At 72.6% G+C, this 19,742-nt stretch carries 20 protein-coding genes; 6 read left to right on the plus strand and 14 right to left on the minus strand.

Annotation, left to right across the window (positions count from 1 at the left end; all coding sequences use genetic code 11):
* From NZH93_RS34340 to NZH93_RS34355, 4 genes are all read right to left on the minus strand, one after another.
* Entirely contained in the window at nucleotides 1-582 is a 582-nt protein-coding gene (locus NZH93_RS34340) for a TIGR03086 family metal-binding protein (protein WP_259627444.1), read from the minus strand.
* A gap of 79 nt (nucleotides 583-661) precedes the next feature.
* The gene (locus NZH93_RS34345) at nucleotides 662-1,198 is read right to left on the minus strand and encodes a DUF4240 domain-containing protein (RefSeq protein ID WP_259627445.1); all 537 of its coding nucleotides are present in this window, start codon (nucleotides 1,196-1,198) and stop codon (nucleotides 662-664) included.
* A gap of 66 nt (nucleotides 1,199-1,264) precedes the next feature.
* Nucleotides 1,265-1,933: a response regulator transcription factor gene (locus tag NZH93_RS34350; protein WP_259627446.1), complete on the minus strand. Its 669-nt coding sequence runs from the start codon at nucleotides 1,931-1,933 to the stop codon at nucleotides 1,265-1,267.
* Nucleotides 1,930-3,006 carry a sensor histidine kinase gene (locus NZH93_RS34355; RefSeq protein ID WP_259627447.1) on the minus strand — a complete coding sequence of 359 codons (1,077 nt, stop codon included), beginning with the start codon at nucleotides 3,004-3,006 and terminating at the stop codon, nucleotides 1,930-1,932. Before NZH93_RS34355 ends, NZH93_RS34350 begins: the two co-directional genes overlap by 4 nt.
* Before the next feature lie 86 nt (nucleotides 3,007-3,092).
* Here NZH93_RS34355 and NZH93_RS34360 point away from each other — a divergent pair, with 86 nt between their 5' ends.
* Together NZH93_RS34360 and NZH93_RS34365 are read left to right on the plus strand one after the other, a co-directional pair.
* Nucleotides 3,093-4,604, plus strand: a complete 1,512-nt coding sequence (locus NZH93_RS34360; protein WP_259627448.1) for a DUF1349 domain-containing protein — start codon at nucleotides 3,093-3,095, stop codon at nucleotides 4,602-4,604.
* A gap of 66 nt (nucleotides 4,605-4,670) precedes the next feature.
* Entirely contained in the window at nucleotides 4,671-5,519 is an 849-nt protein-coding gene (locus tag NZH93_RS34365; protein WP_259627449.1) for a S1 family peptidase, read from the plus strand.
* 54 nt (nucleotides 5,520-5,573) lie between these two features.
* Here NZH93_RS34365 and NZH93_RS34370 read toward each other — a convergent pair whose 3' ends face one another.
* The 7 genes from NZH93_RS34370 to NZH93_RS34400 all read right to left on the minus strand — a co-directional run bounded on the left by NZH93_RS34370 (nucleotide 5,574) and on the right by NZH93_RS34400 (nucleotide 12,249).
* Complete coding sequence (locus tag NZH93_RS34370; RefSeq protein WP_259627450.1) at nucleotides 5,574-6,227, minus strand: hypothetical protein; 654 nt, start codon at nucleotides 6,225-6,227, stop codon at nucleotides 5,574-5,576.
* Nucleotides 6,228-6,381: 154 nt separating this feature from the next.
* A complete protein-coding gene (locus NZH93_RS34375; RefSeq protein WP_259627451.1) occupies nucleotides 6,382-7,032 on the minus strand; it encodes a response regulator transcription factor in 651 nt (216 codons plus the stop codon).
* On the minus strand, nucleotides 7,017-8,105 hold the full coding sequence (locus tag NZH93_RS34380; RefSeq protein ID WP_259627452.1) for a hypothetical protein: 1,089 nt from the start codon (nucleotides 8,103-8,105) through the stop codon (nucleotides 7,017-7,019). Before NZH93_RS34380 ends, NZH93_RS34375 begins: the two co-directional genes overlap by 16 nt.
* A complete protein-coding gene (locus tag NZH93_RS34385) occupies nucleotides 8,098-9,195 on the minus strand; it encodes a sensor histidine kinase (protein ID WP_259627453.1) in 1,098 nt (365 codons plus the stop codon). The genes NZH93_RS34380 and NZH93_RS34385 overlap by 8 nt, the downstream gene beginning before the upstream one ends.
* Nucleotides 9,196-9,279: 84 nt before the next feature.
* Complete coding sequence (locus NZH93_RS34390; RefSeq protein ID WP_259627454.1) at nucleotides 9,280-10,098, minus strand: ABC transporter ATP-binding protein; 819 nt, start codon at nucleotides 10,096-10,098, stop codon at nucleotides 9,280-9,282.
* Entirely contained in the window at nucleotides 10,095-11,150 is a 1,056-nt protein-coding gene (locus NZH93_RS34395; RefSeq protein WP_259627455.1) for a FecCD family ABC transporter permease, read from the minus strand. The genes NZH93_RS34390 and NZH93_RS34395 overlap by 4 nt, the downstream gene beginning before the upstream one ends.
* The gene (locus NZH93_RS34400; RefSeq protein WP_259627456.1) at nucleotides 11,128-12,249 is read right to left on the minus strand and encodes an ABC transporter substrate-binding protein; all 1,122 of its coding nucleotides are present in this window, start codon (nucleotides 12,247-12,249) and stop codon (nucleotides 11,128-11,130) included. The genes NZH93_RS34395 and NZH93_RS34400 overlap by 23 nt, the downstream gene beginning before the upstream one ends.
* Nucleotides 12,250-12,527: 278 nt before the next feature.
* Between NZH93_RS34400 and NZH93_RS34405 the strand changes: the two genes are divergently transcribed.
* Nucleotides 12,528-13,574 (plus strand): glycosyltransferase, encoded by a 1,047-nt coding sequence (locus tag NZH93_RS34405; protein WP_308214270.1) that lies wholly within the window; start codon nucleotides 12,528-12,530, stop codon nucleotides 13,572-13,574.
* Between the two features lie 77 nt (nucleotides 13,575-13,651).
* Here the strand turns inward: NZH93_RS34405 and NZH93_RS34410 are convergent, their stop codons facing one another.
* Entirely contained in the window at nucleotides 13,652-14,179 is a 528-nt protein-coding gene (locus NZH93_RS34410) for a CocE/NonD family hydrolase (RefSeq protein WP_259627458.1), read from the minus strand.
* Nucleotides 14,071-15,450: a CocE/NonD family hydrolase gene (locus NZH93_RS50930; protein WP_259627459.1), complete on the minus strand. Its 1,380-nt coding sequence runs from the start codon at nucleotides 15,448-15,450 to the stop codon at nucleotides 14,071-14,073. Before NZH93_RS50930 ends, NZH93_RS34410 begins: the two co-directional genes overlap by 109 nt.
* 309 nt (nucleotides 15,451-15,759) lie before the next feature.
* Here NZH93_RS50930 and NZH93_RS34420 point away from each other — a divergent pair, with 309 nt between their 5' ends.
* The 3 genes from NZH93_RS34420 to NZH93_RS34430 all read left to right on the plus strand — a co-directional run bounded on the left by NZH93_RS34420 (nucleotide 15,760) and on the right by NZH93_RS34430 (nucleotide 18,690).
* Nucleotides 15,760-16,509: a helix-turn-helix domain-containing protein gene (locus tag NZH93_RS34420; RefSeq protein ID WP_259627460.1), complete on the plus strand. Its 750-nt coding sequence runs from the start codon at nucleotides 15,760-15,762 to the stop codon at nucleotides 16,507-16,509.
* Nucleotides 16,510-16,654: 145 nt separating this feature from the next.
* Nucleotides 16,655-17,467 carry a class II aldolase/adducin family protein gene (locus NZH93_RS34425; protein ID WP_259627461.1) on the plus strand — a complete coding sequence of 271 codons (813 nt, stop codon included), beginning with the start codon at nucleotides 16,655-16,657 and terminating at the stop codon, nucleotides 17,465-17,467.
* Between the two features lie 29 nt (nucleotides 17,468-17,496).
* On the plus strand, nucleotides 17,497-18,690 hold the full coding sequence (locus NZH93_RS34430) for a PucR family transcriptional regulator (protein ID WP_259627462.1): 1,194 nt from the start codon (nucleotides 17,497-17,499) through the stop codon (nucleotides 18,688-18,690).
* Here NZH93_RS34430 and NZH93_RS34435 read toward each other — a convergent pair.
* A complete protein-coding gene (locus NZH93_RS34435) occupies nucleotides 18,652-19,689 on the minus strand; it encodes an AbrB family transcriptional regulator (protein ID WP_259627463.1) in 1,038 nt (345 codons plus the stop codon). The two genes, NZH93_RS34430 and NZH93_RS34435, sit on opposite strands and share 39 nt — an antisense overlap.
* Between the last annotated feature and the right edge of the window lie 53 nt (nucleotides 19,690-19,742).

Genomic DNA, 19,742 nt, shown 5'->3' on the forward strand with positions numbered 1-19,742 from the left:
TCAGGCGGCCGTCCAGCGCGGGTCGCGGCCGGTGTAGGCGATCACGCGGTCGAGTTGGGGGGCGTCGGCGGGGATCGGTACGGCTGGGCCGAAGGGGCCGCTGGGGTCGCCGTTGGGTTGTGGGGTGACGAGGGGTTCGAGGACGTCGAGCGACGGCTGGTCGCAGGTGAAGGGTTGGTCGGTGGCGCGGGCGAGGTCCCAGCCGTGGACGACGACCTCGTCGAGGGCGAACCTGCCCATGACGGCGGCGGGGAGCGTGACGCCGCCCGCCTGGGTGTCGCCGTCCCACGCGGTGGGCTCGGCCCAGGCGGCGGCCAGCGCCTCCAGGCGGGCGGGGACGCGGGTGCGCCAGTCCGGGCCGAGGTTGGCCGCGCCGGGGGCCGGGGCCGCGGTGGTCTGGTCGCCGAAGTCCTTGGTGGCGGCGGCGGTGAAGGCCTGGGCGAAGTTGTCGATGTGGTCGATCAGGTCGCCGACGGTGTACTCGGTGCACGGGGTGCGGGCGGTGAGCTGGGCGTCGGTCACGCCCGCCAGCAGGGTCGCCAGCCGGCGGACGGCGGGGCTGAAGTCGATCAGGTCGGTCACGGGGGCTCCAATCGTCGCGGTCTTCCGGTGGTAGACCGCGACGGGCGGGGAAAGTCATCGGTCGGGCGACGGCGGGTGGTCAGCCCTCGTGGAGGGCGGCGAGTCGGGGCAGCCTCCTGGCCATCTCGGCCTGGTCGTCGAAGTCGAAGCCCCAGTCGGGGTCCAGGTCGGGGTAGCTGATCGTGCCCGAGTCCGGCGGCAGCTCTGCGCCGGTGGCCTTGACGTGCGCGTTCCAGGCGATGCCGAGCACGTCCTCGCCCTCCACCTCGTCGCCCTCCCCCGCGGCGGCGATGACGGCGGGGACGTCGGCCAGCGAGTCGGGGTCGGCCACCACCCGGTCGTGCACCTCGCGGCCCTGGGCGACCAGCCAGCCGCGGAAGTAGTCGAAGCCGTCGTCGGAGCAGCCGCCGTTGATCAGGTACGCCGCCGCCCACAGGGGGTTGCGGTACGAACCGGCCATGATCTCCCAGAAGACCTGGTAGGCGGCGACGATCTCCTCGGGCGGGTAGGTGGCGAGCAGCGCGCTCGCCTCGGCGGCGACCGCCTCCGCGTCGGAGGGGTCGGCTGCTCGGGCACGGGCGGCCTCGATCAGCGCCCAGAACCGGTCGATGTCCATGGCGGTGAGTGTGCCGGAGGGGTCCGACAAAAAACCGCGGACCGGTCCCAGACCACCACCCACCGGCTAACCGTCCGGGTCCCCGACGCGGTAGCCGACGCCCGCGGTGGTGAAGACGACCGGTGGGGCACCGAGTTTGCGGCGCAGGCGGCCGATCGTGACGGTCACGGTGTTGGTGAACGGGTCGGCGTGCTCGTCCCAGACCTGTTCCAGCAGGGCTTCGGCGCTGAGGTGGGCCGGGGCCGCGTGGAGCAGGGCCTCCAGGACCGCGAACTCCTTCACTGACAGGTCGAGGCGCGTGCCGTCGCGGGTCGCCGTGCGGCGGACCGGGTCCAGTTCGACGCCCGCCGCGCGCAGCGTCCGCCCCAGCGCGGACGGGCGGCGGCGGGCCAGGGAGCGTACGCGCAGCACCAACTCGGGGAAGTGGAAGGGTTTCGCCAGGTAGTCGTCGGCGCCGAGGGTGAGGCCGCTGACCCGGTCGCCGGGCGACCCGGCGGCGGTCAGCATCAGCACCATCGCGCGGTCGTCCCGTTCGGTGATCATCTGGCACAGGACGTCGCCGTGCACGCCCGGCAGGTCGCGGTCGAGCACGACGACGTCGTAGGCGTTGACGTCCAGCTTGGCCGCGGCGACCAGGCCGTCGTGGGCGATGTCGACCGCCATCCCCTGGTCCCGCAGGCCTTCCGCGACGACGGCGGCCAGCGCCCGCGCGTCCTCCACCACCAGGACCCTCATGGCAGCGACAGGGTGACGCGCAGGCCGCCTTCGGGCAACGCGAGCAGGTCGAGCCTGCCGCCGTGCGCGCCCGCGATGGCCGATACGATCGACAGGCCGAGGCCGCTGCCGGTGTCCGACCCCGTGCGGTCGGCCCCGAGCCGCTGGAACGGCTGGGCGAGCCGGGCGACGTGGTCCGGGTCGAGCACGGGGCCGCCGGTCTCGACGACGAGCCGCGCGCCGGTCCCGGCCGTGACGCGGATCCAGCCGCCGTCGACGTTGTGCACGACGGCGTTGTCCACGACGTTCTCCACCATGCGGGCCAGCAGGGCCGCGTTGCCGACCGCGGGTGCCGCGCCGGTGACCCCGCTGACGTCCAGCACGAGTCCCTTGGCGGACAAGGCCTCGGCACGCGCGGCGAGGGCGTCGGAGGCGAACTCCGCGAGCGAGACCCGGACGCGGTCGGCGAGCACGCCGTGCTGCGCGCGGGCCAGGACGAGCAGGCCCTCCAACAGGTCGTCCACCCGGTCCAGTTCGGTGCGCAACCGGCCGGCCAGCGCGACGGTCTGCGCCTGCGGCTCGGGTTTCGCCACGGCCACGTCCAGCGACGCCCGCATCGTGGCGAGCGGGGTGCGCAACTCGTGCGAGGTGTGCGCGATGAACCGGCGCTGCGCGGAGAACGAGGTCTCCAGCCGTTCCAGCAGGCCGTCGATGGTGTCCGCCAGGTCCTTCACCTCGTCGGCCGGGCCCGGCGCGGCCAGCCGCTCGTGCAGGCTGTCGGCGGTGATCCGGCGCGTCGCCGCCGTGATCGACAGCAGTGGTCGCAGCACCCGTCCGGCGGCGACCTTGCCCAGCAGCACGGACAGCACGGCCATCACCGCGAGCGCGAGCAGCGAACCCACCAGGAGTTGGCGCCCCCACACCTCTTCCGGCAGCGGGGGCGCGATCCCCGACCCGGCGGGCACGGACACCTTCCCACCCGACAGCGCGTAGGTCAGCGCCAGCAGCCCGATCCCCGAGGCGAGGAACAGCACGGCGTACAGCACCGTGAAGCGCGCCCGCACCCGCAGCGCCGGGTGTCGTGGTTGGTCCATGCGCCCAGGATGCCCCGCCGCACCTAACAGCGGGGTGACAGCGCCGGTTCGGGCCGTGTCACCGCCCGCTCCGTAGAACTCCCGCCATGACAACCACACCCTGGAGCGAGTTCCGCGCCCGTGGCCGGATCGCCGTCGCCGCCGCCGCCACCGTGCTCGCCGTCCTACCGGGACTGGTGCTCGCGTTCGCCGACCGGTCGTCGTGCAGCGCCGGGGAGGTCGAGGTCGAGTGCCCCACCGACCCCGTCGGTCCCCAGGGCACCTCGGTGAGCGACCGGTTCACCTTCGCGCACCGGCCGTTGGGCCGCGAGGGGACCATCACCGCCCGGCTGACGTCGATGACCGGCGTCATCACCTACCCGCCGCCGAACCACGACGAGATCGTCGACGGCCTCGTGCCGTGGGCGAAGGCCGGTCTCGTCATCAAGGACGGCACCGCGCCCGGCTCGTCCTACGCCGCGCTGGTGATGACCGGTGAGCACGGCGTGCGGATGCAGCACGACTATATCCACGACACCGCGGGCAGCCCCGGTCCGCTGTCGGCGCCGCGCTGGCTGCGCCTGACCCGCTCGGGCGACGTCGTCACCGGCGAGGAGTCGGCCGACGGGCGGCGGTGGACGACCGTCGGCACCGCCGCGCTGCCGGGGCTCCCGGAGACCGTGCGGGTCGGGCTGCTCGTGACCTCGCCCGGCAACCTGACGCTCGTGCCGACCGGGCTCGGGGCCAGTGCCGGGCAGAGCCGCTTCACCCAGGCCACCGGTGTGTTCGACGGCGTCGAGGTGGACGGAGCCCCCGTCACCGGCTGGACCGGCACGCAGGTCGGGGAGTCGGGCACCACGGACTGGGAGAAGGACCACCGGGCCGCGGGCGTCGTCGAGTCGGGCGGAACGGTGACCGTCAGCGGCTCCGGCGACGTCTCCCCCGCCGCGACCGTGGGCGGTCGGTCGCCGGAGGGCCTGCTCGTCGGGTTGGTCCTCGGGCTGCTGGTGCTGGCCGTCGTGGCCGCGCGGTTCGCTCCGCGGAACGACCCCGGCGCGCTGCCGGGCCGGGCAGTCGTGGTCGGTGCGGTCTCGTTCCTCTCCGGACTGGTCGCCGCCGCGGTGGTGATCCCGGTGGGCTCGGCGATCCTGCGCGCCAACGGCGGGGCCCTCGTCCCCGTGCCGCTGCTCGTGGAGCTGCGGGTCGTCGTCGGGGTGGGCGTGCTGGCCGCCGCTGTGTCCGTCCTCACACTCGCGTTGAGCACGGTGCTGCGCCGGGCGTGGGCGGCCGTGCTGGTGGTGGTCGGGGCGGTGTTGCTGCCCTACGCGATGGGTGTCCTGCCGTTGCTGCCCGACGAGGTGTCCCGCTGGCTGCTGCGCGTCACCCCCGCCGCGGGCTTCGCCGTCCAGCAGACCGCGGAGGAGTTTCCGCAGGTCGTGGCCCACTACGTGCCCGCGATGGGCTACTACCCACTGCCGTGGTGGGCGGGTGTGCTGGTGCTGCTCGCGTGGACGGGCGGCGTGGTCCGGGTCGCGCTCGGCAGGGGTGGGCGCCGCGCGGATCGGGAAGCCCCCGCTGCCCGTTCGTACACTTTTCAAGATCCATTTCAACCGTCTTGATCGTTCATCCGTATTACGGGAGTGCGGACGAGTTCACGAAGACGCCCTGTCCTGCGCCTGGGGACGTTGGCGGTCGCGTTGGTCCTGGGAGCGGGTGCCGCTTTCGCCTCGGTCGCACTGCGCGAGCTGAAGGCGGCGACGCTGGCCAACCAGGCCGAGCAGTCCACCCGCAACGTGCTGCTGAACGCCGACGGCTCGGGCTCCGGGACGACGACCACCACCACGACCAAGCCCCCGCCGCCCAAGCCGATCCTGCCGTTCAACGCGAAGCTGACCTCGAACGACATCCCCGTCGCCACCGGCGGGGTCCGCAGCGGCGGGTGCAGCGGTTCGCTGATCGCACCCCAGTGGATCGTCTCGGCCGGGCACTGCTTCCACGACGGCAACAACGTCCCGATCAGCGGCAAACCCCCGTACACGACCGTGGTGACGATCGGGAAGCTCAACGTCGCGGACGAGGGGGGTCAGACGGCGGAGGTCGTGGACGTCCGGCAGTCACCGGTCAACGACCTCGCGCTCGCGAAGCTCAGCGTCCCGGTGGTGGACGTCGTCCCGCTGGCCCTGCCCGCCGCGGCGCCCCCGATCGGCCAGAAGTTGCAGTTCGCCGGGTGGGGTTCCCTGTCGGCCACGGTCATGACGCCGACCGACCGGCTCAAGCGGGGTGAGTTCACCGTCTCGGCGATCGACGCGATCAACCTGGAGGCCCAGCCCGTGGCGCCCCGGACGGTGCAGAACAGCCCCTGCCCGCAGGACTCCGGCGCGCCGTTCTTCATCACCGAGGACAACTACACCGGCGTGCTGGTGGCGGTCGAGAGCACCGGGCCCGACTGCCCCCAGCCCGGCAACGAGGTGATCGCGCGGGTCGACGTCATCGTCGACTGGATCCGCCAGCAGACCGGCAACACGGCCCGGTAGACGAAGCGGGGCGCGGCTCCGCATGCCGCACCCCGCTTCACACCCCCAGCGGTGTCAGCTCTTCCAGGTGATGGGCGACTTCAGGTAGTCGTCGCCCTTGTCGAAGGTCGCACCGGCGACCTCGAGGCCTTCGCGCGAGGCTTGCAGGACGCAGGTCTCGTACTTCGCGCCGGCGGTGGTGAAGTCCTTCTTGGCGGTCTCGGACTCGCACTTGTCCGTCTCGCCGGTGATGATCACGCCGGTGGACTTGCCGTCCGTGCCGATGGCCCGCAGGCTGACCGAGCTGTACGCGAGGTCGCTGCCGTCGACGTTCTCGATCGAGACCCTGATGTAGTACGGGATCAGGCCCTTGGCCTTGTCGCCGTACTTCGCCAGGTCGGCGTTCTCGCCCTTCTCGATCGCGGTCACGGTGATGGCGATGGTGCCGTTCTTGTCGGTGCCGTACTTGAACGGCACGACGGCGCGGTCGCCCACCTTCAGCTCGGAGCCCGGCTTGGTCACGTCGCCCGAGGCCGCCTTGGGCAGCGACGCCGAGGACGCGGTGGCCCCCGTCGACGCCGACGGGCTGACCGCGCTCGTGGCCGCCGTGATCGGCGCGGTCGACGTGGACTGCACCGCGGTGCCGGCGGTCTCGCTGGCGCACGCGGACAGCAGCAGGACGGTCGTCGCGCCGACGGCGGCGAGCAGGGGGCCACGGACGTGCTTCATGGAACTCCTCGATAGACCCTCGCCGGACGGCGGCCGGCGAGGAGGTGCGGATGGACCTCCGGCCCGACAGGGACCGTGCGGTCTGCCCGAAAGCTATCCGCGATCGAGGTCGGGCGTTGTCGGTCGTTCGCACCACAAGGTCATGACGGTTGGGTCACAGGTCCTCGACGCCGATCAGCCCGTCCTGGATCGCACGGGCCACCAGCGCCGCCTTCGTGGGCGCTTCGCGGCCGATCTGGGCGTACTTGACCCGGATGCGCTCCAGGTGGGAGTTGACCGTGCTCGCGGTGATGCCGAGCCGCTGCGCGACGAAGTCCTTCGACTCGGACTGGAACCACTCGACCAGCACCTCCGTCTCCCGCGCCGACAGCGCGGGCCGGTGGTCGGAGCGGTCACCGGCGAGGGCGCCCGCCAGCGACGGCGGCGTGTACGGGTCGCCCCGCCCGGCCGCGCGCGTCGCCTCGACCAGGTGCTCCTCGCCCTCGGCCTTCGTCAGGTAGCAGAGCGCGCCCAGTTCCAGGCAGGTCAGCGCGGTCTCGTCGTCGGCGCGCATCGAGTACACGACGACGCGCCTGCCCGCCTCGACGAGTCGGCGCAGGTCGCCCAGCGCGGGGGTCGGGCCGCCGAGGTGCAGGTCGAGGATCACGACGTCGGCGGTCGCGCCGTCGCCGATCCACGCCACCCGCACGTCCTCGCCGCTGGCCGCCACCGTGATCGGCGGTGTGCCCGCGCCGAGCCAGTAGGCGACCCCCGCGCGCACCGCCGGGTGGTCGTCCACGACCACGGCGGTCAGTTGGGCTTCCATCTCGCCTCCATCCGCGTCCGCGGTCCGTAGGTGCCGCTCTCCACTTGGACGAGCGGTGACGTCGAAACGATCCCGTCGCCGGGTTCGGTGTCCGCCAGCACGGCGACGCGCACCTCCTGGTCGGTGCGCAGCACGCTGACCCGCGCACGGGTGCGGGCATGCGACAGCGCCACCACCAGCGGCCCGGTCAGCTCGCGGCGCACGACCGTCGGGATGGCCACGGCGGTGCCGCTGACCGCGAGCGACACCTCCACGCCCCGCCGTTCGGCCGCGTCCACGCAGGCCTTGACCTCGTGCACCAGCGGGTCGGGCACGTCGTCGTTCTCGGCGAACAGCCTGCGCAACTGGGTCGCGGCGAGCGCGCAGCGGCGGCGGGTGCCCTCGTCGGACGGGTCGAGCGCGCCGTCGGCGAGCCCGGCCAGCAGCGGGAGCGTGGCGCCGAGCTGGCCCGCGAACGTCTGCCGCCGGTCGCGTTCCCACTGCTCGGCCAGCGCGGCGCGGGTGGCGATCCGGTCCCGGTCGGCCGCGACCAGCGCGGCCAGCCTCGCCTGCCTGCGCAGCACGAGCGTGATCACCACGATCGCGGACTGGAACCCCAGGACGCTGAGCACGACGACGCCCGCGCCGCCGACCTCCGCGCGGTCGTGGTCGCCGACCAGCACGAACTGGGTGACGCTCGTCAGGACGTGCGCGGCGAGCGCCCCGACCAGCACGCCGACCCGGTCCACCAGCAGCACGATCAGGTGCCACCCGACCAGGCCGAACGACCAGTGCACGTCGAGGAAGTAGCCGTCGGCGGGCTGGGCGGCGGTGGCCACGACCGAGGCGGCCAGCACGACGACCGCGCCGCCGAGCGCGACCGGCGTGGGCAGCGGCCTGCGGCGGAGCAGCCAGACCGCGCACACGACCGTGACCAGCGCCAGCACGGCGAACGCGGCGTTCTCCGCCCACGCGGGGCGGTAGTCGGCCTGGTGCCGGAGCAGCGGCGGGGCGTTCAGGCCGGTCTGGACGACGGCGGTCACGGCGAGCAGGACGATCCTGATGTTGGCGAAGAGCCGGTCGTCGTCAGCCACGCGGCCACTCCAGCCGCACGGTGGTGCCGTCGCCGGGCCGCGAGTCCACGGTGGCGCGGCCACCGACGGCGGCCATCCGCTCGACCAGCGAGCCGCGGACGCCCCGGCGGTGCTCCGGCACGGCGGCGGTGTCGAACCCGCGCCCGGCGTCGGTCACCGCCACCACCAGGCCGGTGCCCGACGCGGTCACGCTGAGGACGGCCTCGCGCACGCCCGCGTGCCGCTCGACGTTCGTCATCGCCTCGCGCACCGCCCGGACCAGCGCCAACGTGACCGGGACCGGCAGCAGTGGCACGTGCCCCCAGCGCGCGTCGACGGCGAGCGGGCTCTGCTCGACCACCGACCGCAGCGAGGACTCCACGTCCACCAGCCGGTCGTCCAGCCCCGGCCCGCCGGTCGAGCCGGTCAGCACCGCCAGGTCGCGGCGGGCGAAGTCGGCGACCTCGGCCGGGTCCGACGTGCGGCTGCCGACCAGCAGGAACGTCGCCGACGCGGTGTCGTGCAGCAGGGCGAGGTACTCGCGCTCCCGCCGCCGCCGCTCGCGGGCCAGCACCTCCGCCCGTTCCAGCGCGGCCTGCCGGGCGCGCAGCTCGTCGACGCCGCGGGCCGAGCGGACCAGGAGCAGGAACGCCAGCCGCGCGAGCAGGCACTCGATCACCACGCGCAGGATCGCGGTCGGCGGCCCGCCGGCCACCAGGAACACGGCGAGCAGCCCGGCCGTGACGGGGACCGCGACCTCGAGCGGCCACTCCCACTGAACCGTGATGGCGGTGATGGTCAGGACGTTGAGCGCCCACAGGTTCGGCCCGGACGCCGTCGACGCCTGCGTCGCGCAGATCGCGCAGGCGCGGACGACGGTCAGCGCAAGGGCGACCCACGTGCCGCGGGTGTCCGGGACGCCGTCGACGACCGCGCCCACCAGAGCCAGGCCCAGGAGGGCGAGGCCGAGCGGCACGGACTCGTCCGGGACGGCGAGCACGCCGAACACGCTGATGACCGCCAGCCCGATGCCCCGCACGGGGCCCGCGAACCTGCCGACGGCCGACCGGAAGCCCGTCTCGACGGCGCCGGTGGGCGACGTCGGTGGCATCGGTCCCCCAGACGTCGTCGGTGCGGCTGAGTGGAGTATTCCGGGTCGGCGGTCCCGGTGCAGTGCCGAGGTCGCCGGACGCGGTCACCTCCGGCCGGTCGAGGTCGGGTCCGAGGGCACCTCCTCCTCGGCCGAACCGGTGATCGACGCCGTCACGAAGTGGGGACGGCCGGTCAGCGGGTGGGGCACCACGGCGCTGCGCACGCCGAACACCGCGGCGACGCGGTCGGCGTCGAGCACCTCGGCCGGTGTCCCCTCGGCCACCGCGCGGCCCGCGTGCAGCAGGAGGAGGCGGTCGCAGTACGCGGTGGCGTGGTTGAGGTCGTGCAGCGCCGCGATGGTGGTCAGGCCCAACTCCCGCACCAGGTCGAGCAGTTCGAGCTGCGCGCCGATGTCGAGGTGGTTGGTCGGCTCGTCCAGGAGCAGGACCGGCGTCTCCTGGGTCAGCGCCCTGGCCACGAGCACGCGTTGGCGTTCACCGCCGGACAGCGTGGCGAAGACCCGGTGCGCCGCCCAGTCCATGCGGACCCGTTCCAGTGCCCGGTCGACGATGGCGCGGTCGGCCGTCGTCTCCCGGTCCAGCACGCCCTTGTGCGGGTTGCGGCCCATCGTGACGATCTCGTGGACCGAGTAGTCGTTGTCCAGGTCGTGGTCCTGCGCGACGACGGCGGTCCTCAGGCCCGCCTGGCGCGCGCTGGACCGCCACACGTCGTCCTGTCCGATGTGGACGGCCCCGGTGGTCGGCTTGAGCGCTCGGTAGACGCACCGCAGCAGCGTGCTCTTGCCGGACCCGTTCGGGCCGATGACGCCGGTGATGGCCGAGGCTTCCGCGACGAGGTCGACCCCGCCGAGGATGGTGGTGTCGTCGATGACGACCGAGACACCGTCGATCCGCACCCTCATCGCAGCGCCCTCTTCCTTCTGCGCAGCAGCGCCAGGAAGAACGGCGCTCCCAGCGCGGCGGTGAAGATGCCGATGGGCACCTCGTTCGGCCGGTCGACCGTGCGGGTGACGAGGTCGACCAGCACCAGGAAGACCGCGCCCGCGAGCAGCGACACCGGGAACACCTTGCGGTGGTCGGGACCGACCACCAGGCGCACGGCGTGCGGAACGATCAGGCCGACGAACCCGATGCCCCCCGCGACACTGACCACCGCGGCGGTCAGCAGCGACGCGGCCACCAGCAGCAGGACGCGCAGCCGGTGCACGTCCACGCCCAGCCCCGCGGCGGTGTCGTCCCCCACCGACAGGGCGTTCATCGACCGCCCCTGGGTGGTCAACCAGATCGCGGTGACCGCGGTCGCCGCGGCGAGCACGCCCAGGTCGTCCCACGACGCGCCCGCGACCGACCCGAGCAGCCAGAACATGACGCCGCGCAGCTCGGCCGGGTTGGCCTGCAACTGGATGTAGCTGGTGATGGCGGTGCCCAGGTACGCGACCGCGACACCGGCCAGCACGAGGCTGCTGCCGATCAGCCGCCCTCCGCGCTGGGCCATCACGAACACGACCACGAGGCTGATCAGCGAGCCCGCGAACGCGGCCCCGGCCACCCCGAGCCCGGCGACCAGGCCGACTCCGCTGGTGAGCGCGATGACCGCGCCCAACGACGCACCGGCCGAGACGCCGAACAGGTACGGGTCCGCCAACGGGTTGCGGACCAGCGTCTGCAAGCACACCCCGGCGAGGCTGAGCCCGCTGCCCGCCAGCGCGGCGAGCAGGACCCTGGGCGTGCGGAACTCCCAGACGATCTGGTCGGTCAACGGGTCCTGCACCGCCGTGCCGCCGCTCAGGTGGCTCCAGACGACGGCGACCACCCGGCCGACCGGCACGTCGACGGTGCCCACGCCGATCGCGAACGCCGTGGCGGCGACCAACGCCGCCACCAGCGCCACCACGAGCACCGCGAAACCCGTGCCCGAGACCAGGTGCGGGCTACTGCGCGCCGTGGGCCGCATCGGCGATCTTCCTCACGGCGACGGCGTTGAGCGGACCGAGGTAGATGCTGTCCGACACCGAGGTGAACCTCTTGCTCCTCGACGCCTCCCACTGCGGGAACCTCTTGAACAGGTCCTCGGCCAGCAGTTCGGCGTTCTCGGTGGCCTGGAACAGGCCGATCACCAGCACGTCGACCCGTGCCGAGGCGAGCGCCTCGATGTTGACCTCGGCGAGTTCGGCGAAGGACTTGCCGCCGAACGGGTTGGTGCCACCGGCTTTCGCGATGACGTCGTCGTAGACGCCGCCACCGAAGACGGCGGGCAGGCCGTTGCTGTTCATCACCGACATGCCGGGGTAGACGACCAGCACGCTCTTCGCCGGTTTGCCCGCGACCCGCCCAGTGACCTCGGCGATGTCGGCGCGCGACCTGGTGACGTGGTCGGCGGCCCGCTGCTGCACGTCGAAGATCCGTCCCAGTTGGAGCAGGAGTTCCGTGGACGACTCGACGGACTGCGCCTTGTACCGGACCTCGTCCTCCGGGCGCGGCGCCGGATCGCCGAACGCGCAGTTGACCGGCGTCACGAAGCTGTTGATCCCGGCCGCAGCGAGCTGGTCCCGGCTGACCGAACCGATCTTCTCGTCGAAACCACCCGCCCAGGTCGAGATCACCAGGTCGGGCTTGAGGGCCAGCAGTTGTTCCCTGGGCACCTCGAAGTTCTGGTTGAGGGTGAGCCCGCCGGTCGGCACCGCAGACACCTTGGCGACCATGGCCGGGTCGTCGGACACGCCGTAGGACTGGCTGTTGGCCAGGACGCGATCGGCGATCCCGAGCGCGATGAAGCTCTCGACCTCCCCGACCGACGTCCCGTTGAGCAGGACGACCCGGCTGGGCGCCTTGTCGAACGTGACCTGCCGACCGCAGTTGTCGATGGTCAACGGGTAGGCGGTGGGAGCGGCGGTGACCGGGATCAGCGAGCTGGTCGGCGACGCGGCCGACGTGGCGGTGCTGCCCTGACCGCAGGCCGCCGTCAGCGAGAGGACCGACAGGGCCACGGCCACCGCGCCGACGACGCGCTTGCGGCGACGGTGGTCGCGGGCTGGGGGTGAGTGGGGGTGCACGGAGGTGTAGTCGGTCCGATCGCCGCTCTGGTTCCCGGTCGGGGACCACGCGGTCGAGCGCGGCGGAGGTCGTGTTGAGACGCCCGGAAGTTCCCGCGTGTGCGGAAGTCGCGGCGGGGCCGGTGTCGGCCCCAGGGGTGGTGTCCTTGTGCGGGAAGGAACTCGCTACGTTCTTGCCGGTGCGAATCCTCTTCTCCAGCCTTGGCGCCCATGGACACACCTATCCCCTGTTACCGCTCGCGGTCGCAGCCCGCGATGTCGGCCACGAGGTCACTTTCGTGACCACTGCCCCGTTCGCCGCCACCTTGACCAGGTGCGGCATCGACCACGTCGCGGGCGGTATGGACATGCTCTCGGCGTTCGAGCAGGCCAACGCGGGCCCCGCGGCCCGCAAGGCACCCGACTTCCGGCCGGAGCGGGTCTCGAAGGTGTTCGGCTCGATCCTGCCGCGCAGCTACGCCGCGGCCATGGCACCGGTCATCGTCGACCGCAAACCCGACCTGGTCGTGCACGAACTGGCCAACGCCGGCGCGGGACTGGCCGCGAGGGCCGCGGGCGTGCCCGCGGTGTGCCACTCGTTCGGCCGGATGTGGCGGCCCACCGGTACTACGGAAGCCTTGCGGGCGAACCTGGCCGAGGTCGCGGCGGACCTCGGCGTCGACCTGCCGGACGGCGACCCCATGCCGCTCGGCAACCCCTACCTCGACATCTGCCCGCCCTCGGTGCAGGACCCGGCGTTCCCGATCTCGCCGACCACCGTCATCCCACTGCGGCCGGTGCCGTTCGCCGAACCGGGCGATCTGCCGTCCTGGGTGCCCGAACACCGGAAGCCGTTGGTGTACCTGACGTTGGGCACGGCGTTCGGTGACACCGGTGTGCTGCGCACCGCCATCGCGGGCCTGTCCGCGCTGGACGCCATGGTGCTCGTGGCCACCGGCCCGAGCGTCGCGGCCGGGTCGTTGGGCGACGTGCAGGACAACGTGGTCGTGCGGCCGTGGCTGCCGCAGGCCGAGGTCCTGCCGCACGCGGACCTCGTGGTGCACCACGGTGGTGCGGGCGGCACGATGGGCACGTTCGCCACGGGCGTCCCGCACCTGGTCCTGCCGCAGGGCGCCGACCAGTTCAGCAACGCCGACGTGGTCACCGCGGCGGGCCTGGGCGACCACGTGCTCCCCGCCGACCTCACCGCCGAGGTGATCACGACCAAGGCCCGGCGTCTGCTCACCGACGAGGCCGTGCTCGGGGCGGCCAAGGCGATGGCCGCCGAGGTGGCCGCCATGCCATCACCCCACGACGTGGCCCGCAGGCTGTCCGAGCACGCCTGAACACCGGTCGCCGCCTGACCGCGATCCACGCCGCCGGGTCGCGGTCGGGCGGTGTCGGCGCTGATGGTGTTGTCGGATCAGCGGTTGGCGGCGGGCACCGTGAACGTCGCCGGTCCGCCGGGCAGGGTCTTCGTCCGCTGCGCCAGGTAGACGTCCAGGTACGGCGAGCGGGCGCCCGCGGTGGGCGTGTCGTCCGCCGGGTTGTCCAGTGCCAGCGCGAGTTCGGCGTCGGTGACCTCGATCGTCCTGCCGGAGGGCGTGGCGATCCAGTCGCCGCCGGGTCCGAACGCCGGGTCGACGGGGCCGCTCTCGGGCTGGACCGTGCCGATCTCGACTGCCAGCGAATGGCCTGCCGCCAGGGTCCAATCGGTCGACTTGAGGTCGAAGCTCGTCTGAACAGGGCTCAGCAGGGAGACCTGCTCGTCGAACATGGCGGCGGCGCCGTCCGGCGCGACGTCGTACAACCTGACCATGACGTTGCCGTCCCCCTTGGCGTTCAGGGAGACCCGAGGTGTACCGGTGACGCGGGTGGTCTGGTCGAGCGGCGTGGACGACGCGGTGAAGCTGTTGCCGGTGCCCGGCCCGCGCTCGCCACCATCGTCCACATAGGACCCGCCGCCGAGCCGCACCGTGGCCGTGCCCTCCACGACCGGCCACGTGTCCTGGGCGCGCCAGGTGCCGGTGCTGTCCTGGACGGCGTAGGCCGGGTACGCCACCGGCGGTTCCACGCCCTTGAGGTACTGGTCGTAGAAGGAGATCGTCTCCTCGAACCAGCCCTCACGGCCCATCTCCAGGCGTCCGTCCGCCGTGCGGTCGTTGCCCGCTTGTGGTCCCACTGGCCGAGCCACCCGCGCTGGGGGCCCTCGTGGTTCTCCAGGTACTCCTGGATCGCTTCCGGTTCGGTGTTCCACTCCAGGAAGCCCTGGGTCACGAACAGCGGGGTGTCGCTGCCCTTGGCCAGGTCCGCCAGGTCGCGGGCCTTCCAGTACTCCGACCGCGGGTCGGCGACGCGGTACCCGGCCGCGTTCTGCCGGAGGCACTCCGGGTGGGTCGTCTCGTAGGCGGCGTTGGCCAGGTAGCGGGGGTCGTCATCAGGCATCTGGGGGCTCGCGGCGCTGGCGTTGTAGGCGTTGGGCACCTCGACGGTGGTCGTGCGCGGCACGCCGTTCGAGCGGATGTTCCGGTACAGGTCCCAGATGGGTTCCTGGGCGACGACGGCCTTGAGCGCGTCCTGGTCCAGGTTGTTGCCGACGAGACCGGTGATCGCGTCGTAGGACTTGCCGTACATGCCCACGGCGCCGGTGGACCACGGCCGGCTCGCCGCCCAGTCGATCGCCGCCCTGACGTCGGCCTGCTCACCGGGCCCGACGAAGTCGAGGCACCCGGAGGAACCGCCGAAACCGCGCACGTCCACCATGACGAAGGCGTAGCCGCGGGCGAACAGGTCGGTGCCCTCGATGAAGTCGGCGAAGCGGTTCGAGGGACCGGTGTGCGTGAAGCCCTCGGGGTAGAACTGCCCGCTGTGGCCGAAGTACGAGCCGACCGACAGGATCACCGGCACCCGGTCGCCATCGGGCAGCCCCTTCGGCAGCAGGACGTCGGCGTGCAGCTCGGTGTCGGAGCCGTCCGAGGACGGGAAGTAGTGCTGGGTCCAGGCAGCGCCCTCCGGGACGCGGTCGTTCTGCTCGTGCGTGACCGGGACGGTGTCGGTCGCGACCGCCGCGGCCCCCGGCTCCGCCACGGCGGCGGGGCCGACGAGCGTGCCGGTCAGCAGGCAGGCGGTGACGAGCGCCGGGACGGTCCGAACGGCCTTGCGGGACCTCTTCACGTGCTCCTCCAGGGGTTTCGAGGTGGTGCCGTGGACGGTGGTGATCACTTCGGCACCCAGGAGACACCCGGCCGCGACGGCATGCTCAACCCCTGGTGGGCGTGAGTCGAATCATGGTTTGGCGGGCGTCCACCGGAGTTCGGTCCGATCTGCCGATCTCGCAGGTCGAGACCTGACCCGTGGTCCACGTCACATCGGGGTTGAGCATGCCGCTGCGGCACGGTTTCTCCTGGTCCGACTCCCCGGAGGTGATCGCCCGGTTTTCGCTCTCCCCGCCGCGACGGCATGGTTGTGGCCAGTACCCGTTCGACGCGCCCGCGCCGAACGGGACCAGCTCTCCGGAACGAGGTGGCGGTCGTGGCCTGGAGCACCCGTGAGATCGCCGAGCTCGCGGGCACGAGCCTGCGGGCGGTGCGGCACTACCACGAGGTCGGCCTGCTGGAGGAACCCGAGCGGCGGGCCAACGGGTACAAGCAGTACGGCGTCGCCCACCTCGTCCGGGTCCTGCGGATCAAACGCCTCGCCGACCTCGGGTTCTCCCTGCCCCAGATCGCCGCCATGGGCGACTCCGACGACCACCCGGCCGAAGCCCTGCGCACCCTCGACGCCGAACTCGCCGCCACCATCGAGCGGCTCCAGCGCGTCCGCGTCGAACTCGGCCTCATCCTGCGGCAGGCCGCCCCGACCGACCTGCCGCCCGAGATCGCCCCGGCCGCGACCGGGGCCAAGCTGTCCGACGCCGACCGGTCCCTCATCGTCGTCCTGACCAGGGTCCTCGGCCCGCAGGGCCTGCGCAGCTACGCGGACCTGCTGCGCAACCTCCCCGGCGACCCCGTGGCCGACGAGTTCGACGACCTGCCCGACGACGCCGACGAAGCGACCCGCCGGGACGTCGCCGAACGCATGGTCCCCTACATCCGGCGGCTCCGCGCCGAACACCCCGGACTGAGGACGCGGCACTCCGACGCGCCGCACAGCGCGGACTTCATCGAGGAGACGGTCGGGAAGGCGTTGGTGGAGCTGTACAACTCCGCCCAGCTTGACGTCCTGCACCGCTCGGAGGTGCTGCTCCAGGCGTCGGCGGGTTCCGAGGACACCGCGGGGTGACCAGGCCGACCGGACGTGGTTGTGCCGGTGCACAAGGGGAACTCGCCATCCCGCGCCACGGGCACGTCGACCGGGCGGCGGTGGAGCGGAGATGCTGGTGGTTGCACGTCGACCGTCCACTCCGGACCTGGAAGGACCCGTCCCCATGAGCACTGACAGGGAGCCGTTGGCCCTCGCCGACCTCACGCCCGTCCCGGTGGAGGAGTTGGTCCTGCGCCGTCCGCCGGTGTTCGACGACCCCGCGCGGGAACGCCGTCACCGCAAGGAGCGGTTGGCGGGCGCGTTGCGGCTGTTCGGGCGGTTCGGGTTCGAGGAGGGGGTGGCGGGGCACATCACCGCGCGCGACCCCGAGTTCCCCGACCACTTCTGGGTCAACCCGTTCGGTGTGTCGTTCAAGCACGTCAAGGTCAGCGACCTGCTGCTGGTCGACCACGACGGCAACGTGGTGCGGGGGCGGTACCAGGTGAACCGGGCCGCTTTCGCGATCCACTCCGAGGTGCACAAGGCGCGTCCGGACGCGGTCGGGGCGGCGCACAGCCACTCCCTCTACGGCAAGGCGCTGTCGTCGACCGACCAGGTGCTGGAGCCGCTGACCCAGGACGCGTGCGCGTTCTACGACGACCACTCCGTGTTCGAGGACTACACGGGCGTCGTCAACGACACGGAGGAGGGCCGGAAGCTGGCGGTGGCGCTCGGCTCGAACAAGGCGGTGATCCTGCGCAACCACGGGCTGCTCACGGTCGGGACCACCGTGGACTCGGCGGCGTGGTGGTTCATCACCATGGAGCGGTCGGCGCAGGCCCAGTTGATCGCGAAGGCGGCGGGGAACACCGAGCTGATCACGCCGGAGAGCGCCAAGCTCACCCACGGCCAGGTCGGGTTCGAGCTCGCGGGCTGGTTCCAGTTCCAGCCGCTGTTCGACCAGATCTCCCGCAGCGAGCCGGATCTGTTCGACTGAACCCCGCGCCGCCGCACTACTGTGCGGGGATGGCCGCTGAGATCGCGAGGTTCGCGCTCGACTCCCTGGCGAACGTCGACGATCTGGCGGCGGAACTGGCGCTGCGGGTCGTCGACGAGGAGGAGGACCTCGCGGTCGGCGTGCTGATCCCGGTCGAGGAGGTCCGCCGGTCGTGCCGGGAGGTGCTGGCCGACCTCTACCGGTACCTGGCGGGTCTCGCGCCACTCGACGGGCAGGCGGTGCGGGCGCTCGGCCGCCGCCGCGCCGAGCAGGGCGTGCCGCTTTCCGCTGTGCTGCACACCTTCCGCATCGGCGGGCAGTTCGTGTGGGAGCACCTGGTGAGCTGGGTGGAGTCGACCGACCGGGACACGGCCAACACGGTGTTCGCGCAGGCGGGCGCGCTGTGGGTCGTGCTGGACGAGCACTCCGCCGAGCTGCGCGGGGCCTACGGCGAGGCCGACGCCGCGCGCACGCGCCTGCTGCGGTCGGAGCGCAACGAGCGGCTGGACGTCCTCTTCGGCGTCACCGGCGCCGAGGTGGGCAGGCGGTGGGAGGCGGCGGACGCGTTGCGGCTGCCGAGGCAGGGCCGGTTCCTGGTCGCCGTGCTGGACCGGGCTCCCCGACGGGAGTGCGAGGCCGAGTTGACCCGACGCGGGATCACCTCGGCGTGGCGGGTGTCCCCGGAGGAGCGGATCGCCCTGCTGTCGCTCGGGAAGCGCCACGACCTCACCGACGCGCTGTCCGGTGTGGAGGGTGCGAGGACCGGCGTGAGCCCGCTCTTCGAGGAGGTCGGTGACGCCGCGCTCGCCCTGCACCGGGCCCGGATCGCCGCCGGGTCGCTGCCGTTCGGCGAGGCCGGGGTCCGGCACTACGGCGCCGATCCGGTGGCCACCCTGGTGTCCAGCGACTCCGGGACCGCGCAGGACCTCGCGCACCGCGTCCTGGGCCGCGTGCTCGCGCTGCCGGTCCAGGAGGCCGACGTCCTGCTGGCGACGGCGCGGGAGTGGTTCGCCGCGGGCGGGTCGACCGACCAGGCCGCGAGCGCGTTGTTCTGCCACCGCAACACGGTCCGGTACCGCCTGCGGCGCCTGGAGGAGCTGACGTCGTTCCGCCTGACCGATCCGCGGGGTGCCGCCCAGCTCTACCTGGCCCTGGAAACCGCCCGGCAGTGGGGGATGGGCCGGTCAGCGGCGGCGGACGGTGGCGAACACCGGCAGCAGTAGCAGGGAGACCATCAGCCGCGTCACCTGGAAGGCCATCACCAGCGGTGTGTTGGACTCGGTCGCGAGCGACAGGCCCAGCACCGCCGACAGGCCGCCCGGCGTGGACGCGAGGTAGGCGTCGTAGGCGCTGATGGACGTGAGCCTGCTCAGGCCGTAGCCGACCAGCGCGCAGGCACCGACGGTCGCCACGATCTGCACGCCCGCCAACGGGAGCACCCGCACCACGGCGCGGATCTTGTCCAGGGACAGGGAGAACCCGACCTGGAGGCCGACGACCAGGAACGCGGCGCCGAGTGCCGCCGTCGGCATCGCGGGGTCCTCGAAGAGCCCGCTCGACGCGAGTCCGAAGGCCGCGAGCATGGGCCAGATGAGCGCCGAGCCCGCGAACTTGAGCAGCCGGTTGGCGATCAGGCCCGCCACCACGGCGAGGAGCGCGAACAGCGCGGACTTTGCCGTGCTCGCGGACACCTGGTCGCCGACGACCCGTGCGCCGGGGTCGAGCCACAGGACCACGGCGGGCATCGAGACGAGGATGAGCAGCACGCGCAGGTACTGCACGACCATCACGACGTGCTCGTCCGCTCCGGCCTCGCGCGCGCCGGTGATGAACCCGACCGCTCCCCCTGCCACCGAGGAGAACACGGCGGTGCGGCCGTTCACGGTGGGCAGGAGGCGGAGGACCTGGCCCATCCCGATGCTGAGGACGAGGGTCGCGGTGACGACGGCGAGGATCGCGAGCCAGTGCCTGGCCACCTCGACCAGCATCATCCGGTCGGCCATGGCGCCGATCGAGGCGCCGAGCACGGCTTGCGCGACCGTTCCGGCGAACCGGGTCGGTTTCGGTTCACGGCGGCCGGTGAACGCCGCCGTCAGTCCACCCAGGACTCCCGCGAACAGCAGGGCGGCGGGCACCTCCAGCCAGGTGAGCAGCACGGCGGACAGCGCCGTGGTGGTGACGACGAGGACCCAGGACAGGACGGCCTTGTGGCGGGAGAACACCGATCAGCTCCTCGTCGTGGGGGGGGGGGGGGGGGGGGGGCCGCCCCCCCCCA

Source organism: Umezawaea endophytica (assembly GCF_025061645.1).
Taxonomy (GTDB): Bacteria; Actinomycetota; Actinomycetes; order Mycobacteriales; family Pseudonocardiaceae; genus Umezawaea; species Umezawaea endophytica.

Coding starts and splice junctions, on each gene's coding strand:
- NZH93_RS34345 (WP_259627445.1), bottom strand. CDS start 1,198: ATGGACATCGACCGGTTCTGGGCGCTGATCGAGGCCGCCCGTGCCCGA.
- NZH93_RS34350 (WP_259627446.1), bottom strand. CDS start 1,933: ATGAGGGTCCTGGTGGTGGAGGACGCGCGGGCGCTGGCCGCCGTCGTC.
- NZH93_RS34355 (WP_259627447.1), bottom strand. CDS start 3,006: ATGGACCAACCACGACACCCGGCGCTGCGGGTGCGGGCGCGCTTCACG.
- NZH93_RS34360 (WP_259627448.1), top strand. CDS start 3,093: ATGACAACCACACCCTGGAGCGAGTTCCGCGCCCGTGGCCGGATCGCC.
- NZH93_RS34370 (WP_259627450.1), bottom strand. CDS start 6,227: ATGAAGCACGTCCGTGGCCCCCTGCTCGCCGCCGTCGGCGCGACGACC.
- NZH93_RS34375 (WP_259627451.1), bottom strand. CDS start 7,032: ATGGAAGCCCAACTGACCGCCGTGGTCGTGGACGACCACCCGGCGGTG.
- NZH93_RS34385 (WP_259627453.1), bottom strand. CDS start 9,195: ATGCCACCGACGTCGCCCACCGGCGCCGTCGAGACGGGCTTCCGGTCG.
- NZH93_RS34390 (WP_259627454.1), bottom strand. CDS start 10,098: ATGAGGGTGCGGATCGACGGTGTCTCGGTCGTCATCGACGACACCACC.
- NZH93_RS34395 (WP_259627455.1), bottom strand. CDS start 11,150: ATGCGGCCCACGGCGCGCAGTAGCCCGCACCTGGTCTCGGGCACGGGT.
- NZH93_RS34425 (WP_259627461.1), top strand. CDS start 16,655: ATGAGCACTGACAGGGAGCCGTTGGCCCTCGCCGACCTCACGCCCGTC.
- NZH93_RS34430 (WP_259627462.1), top strand. CDS start 17,497: ATGGCCGCTGAGATCGCGAGGTTCGCGCTCGACTCCCTGGCGAACGTC.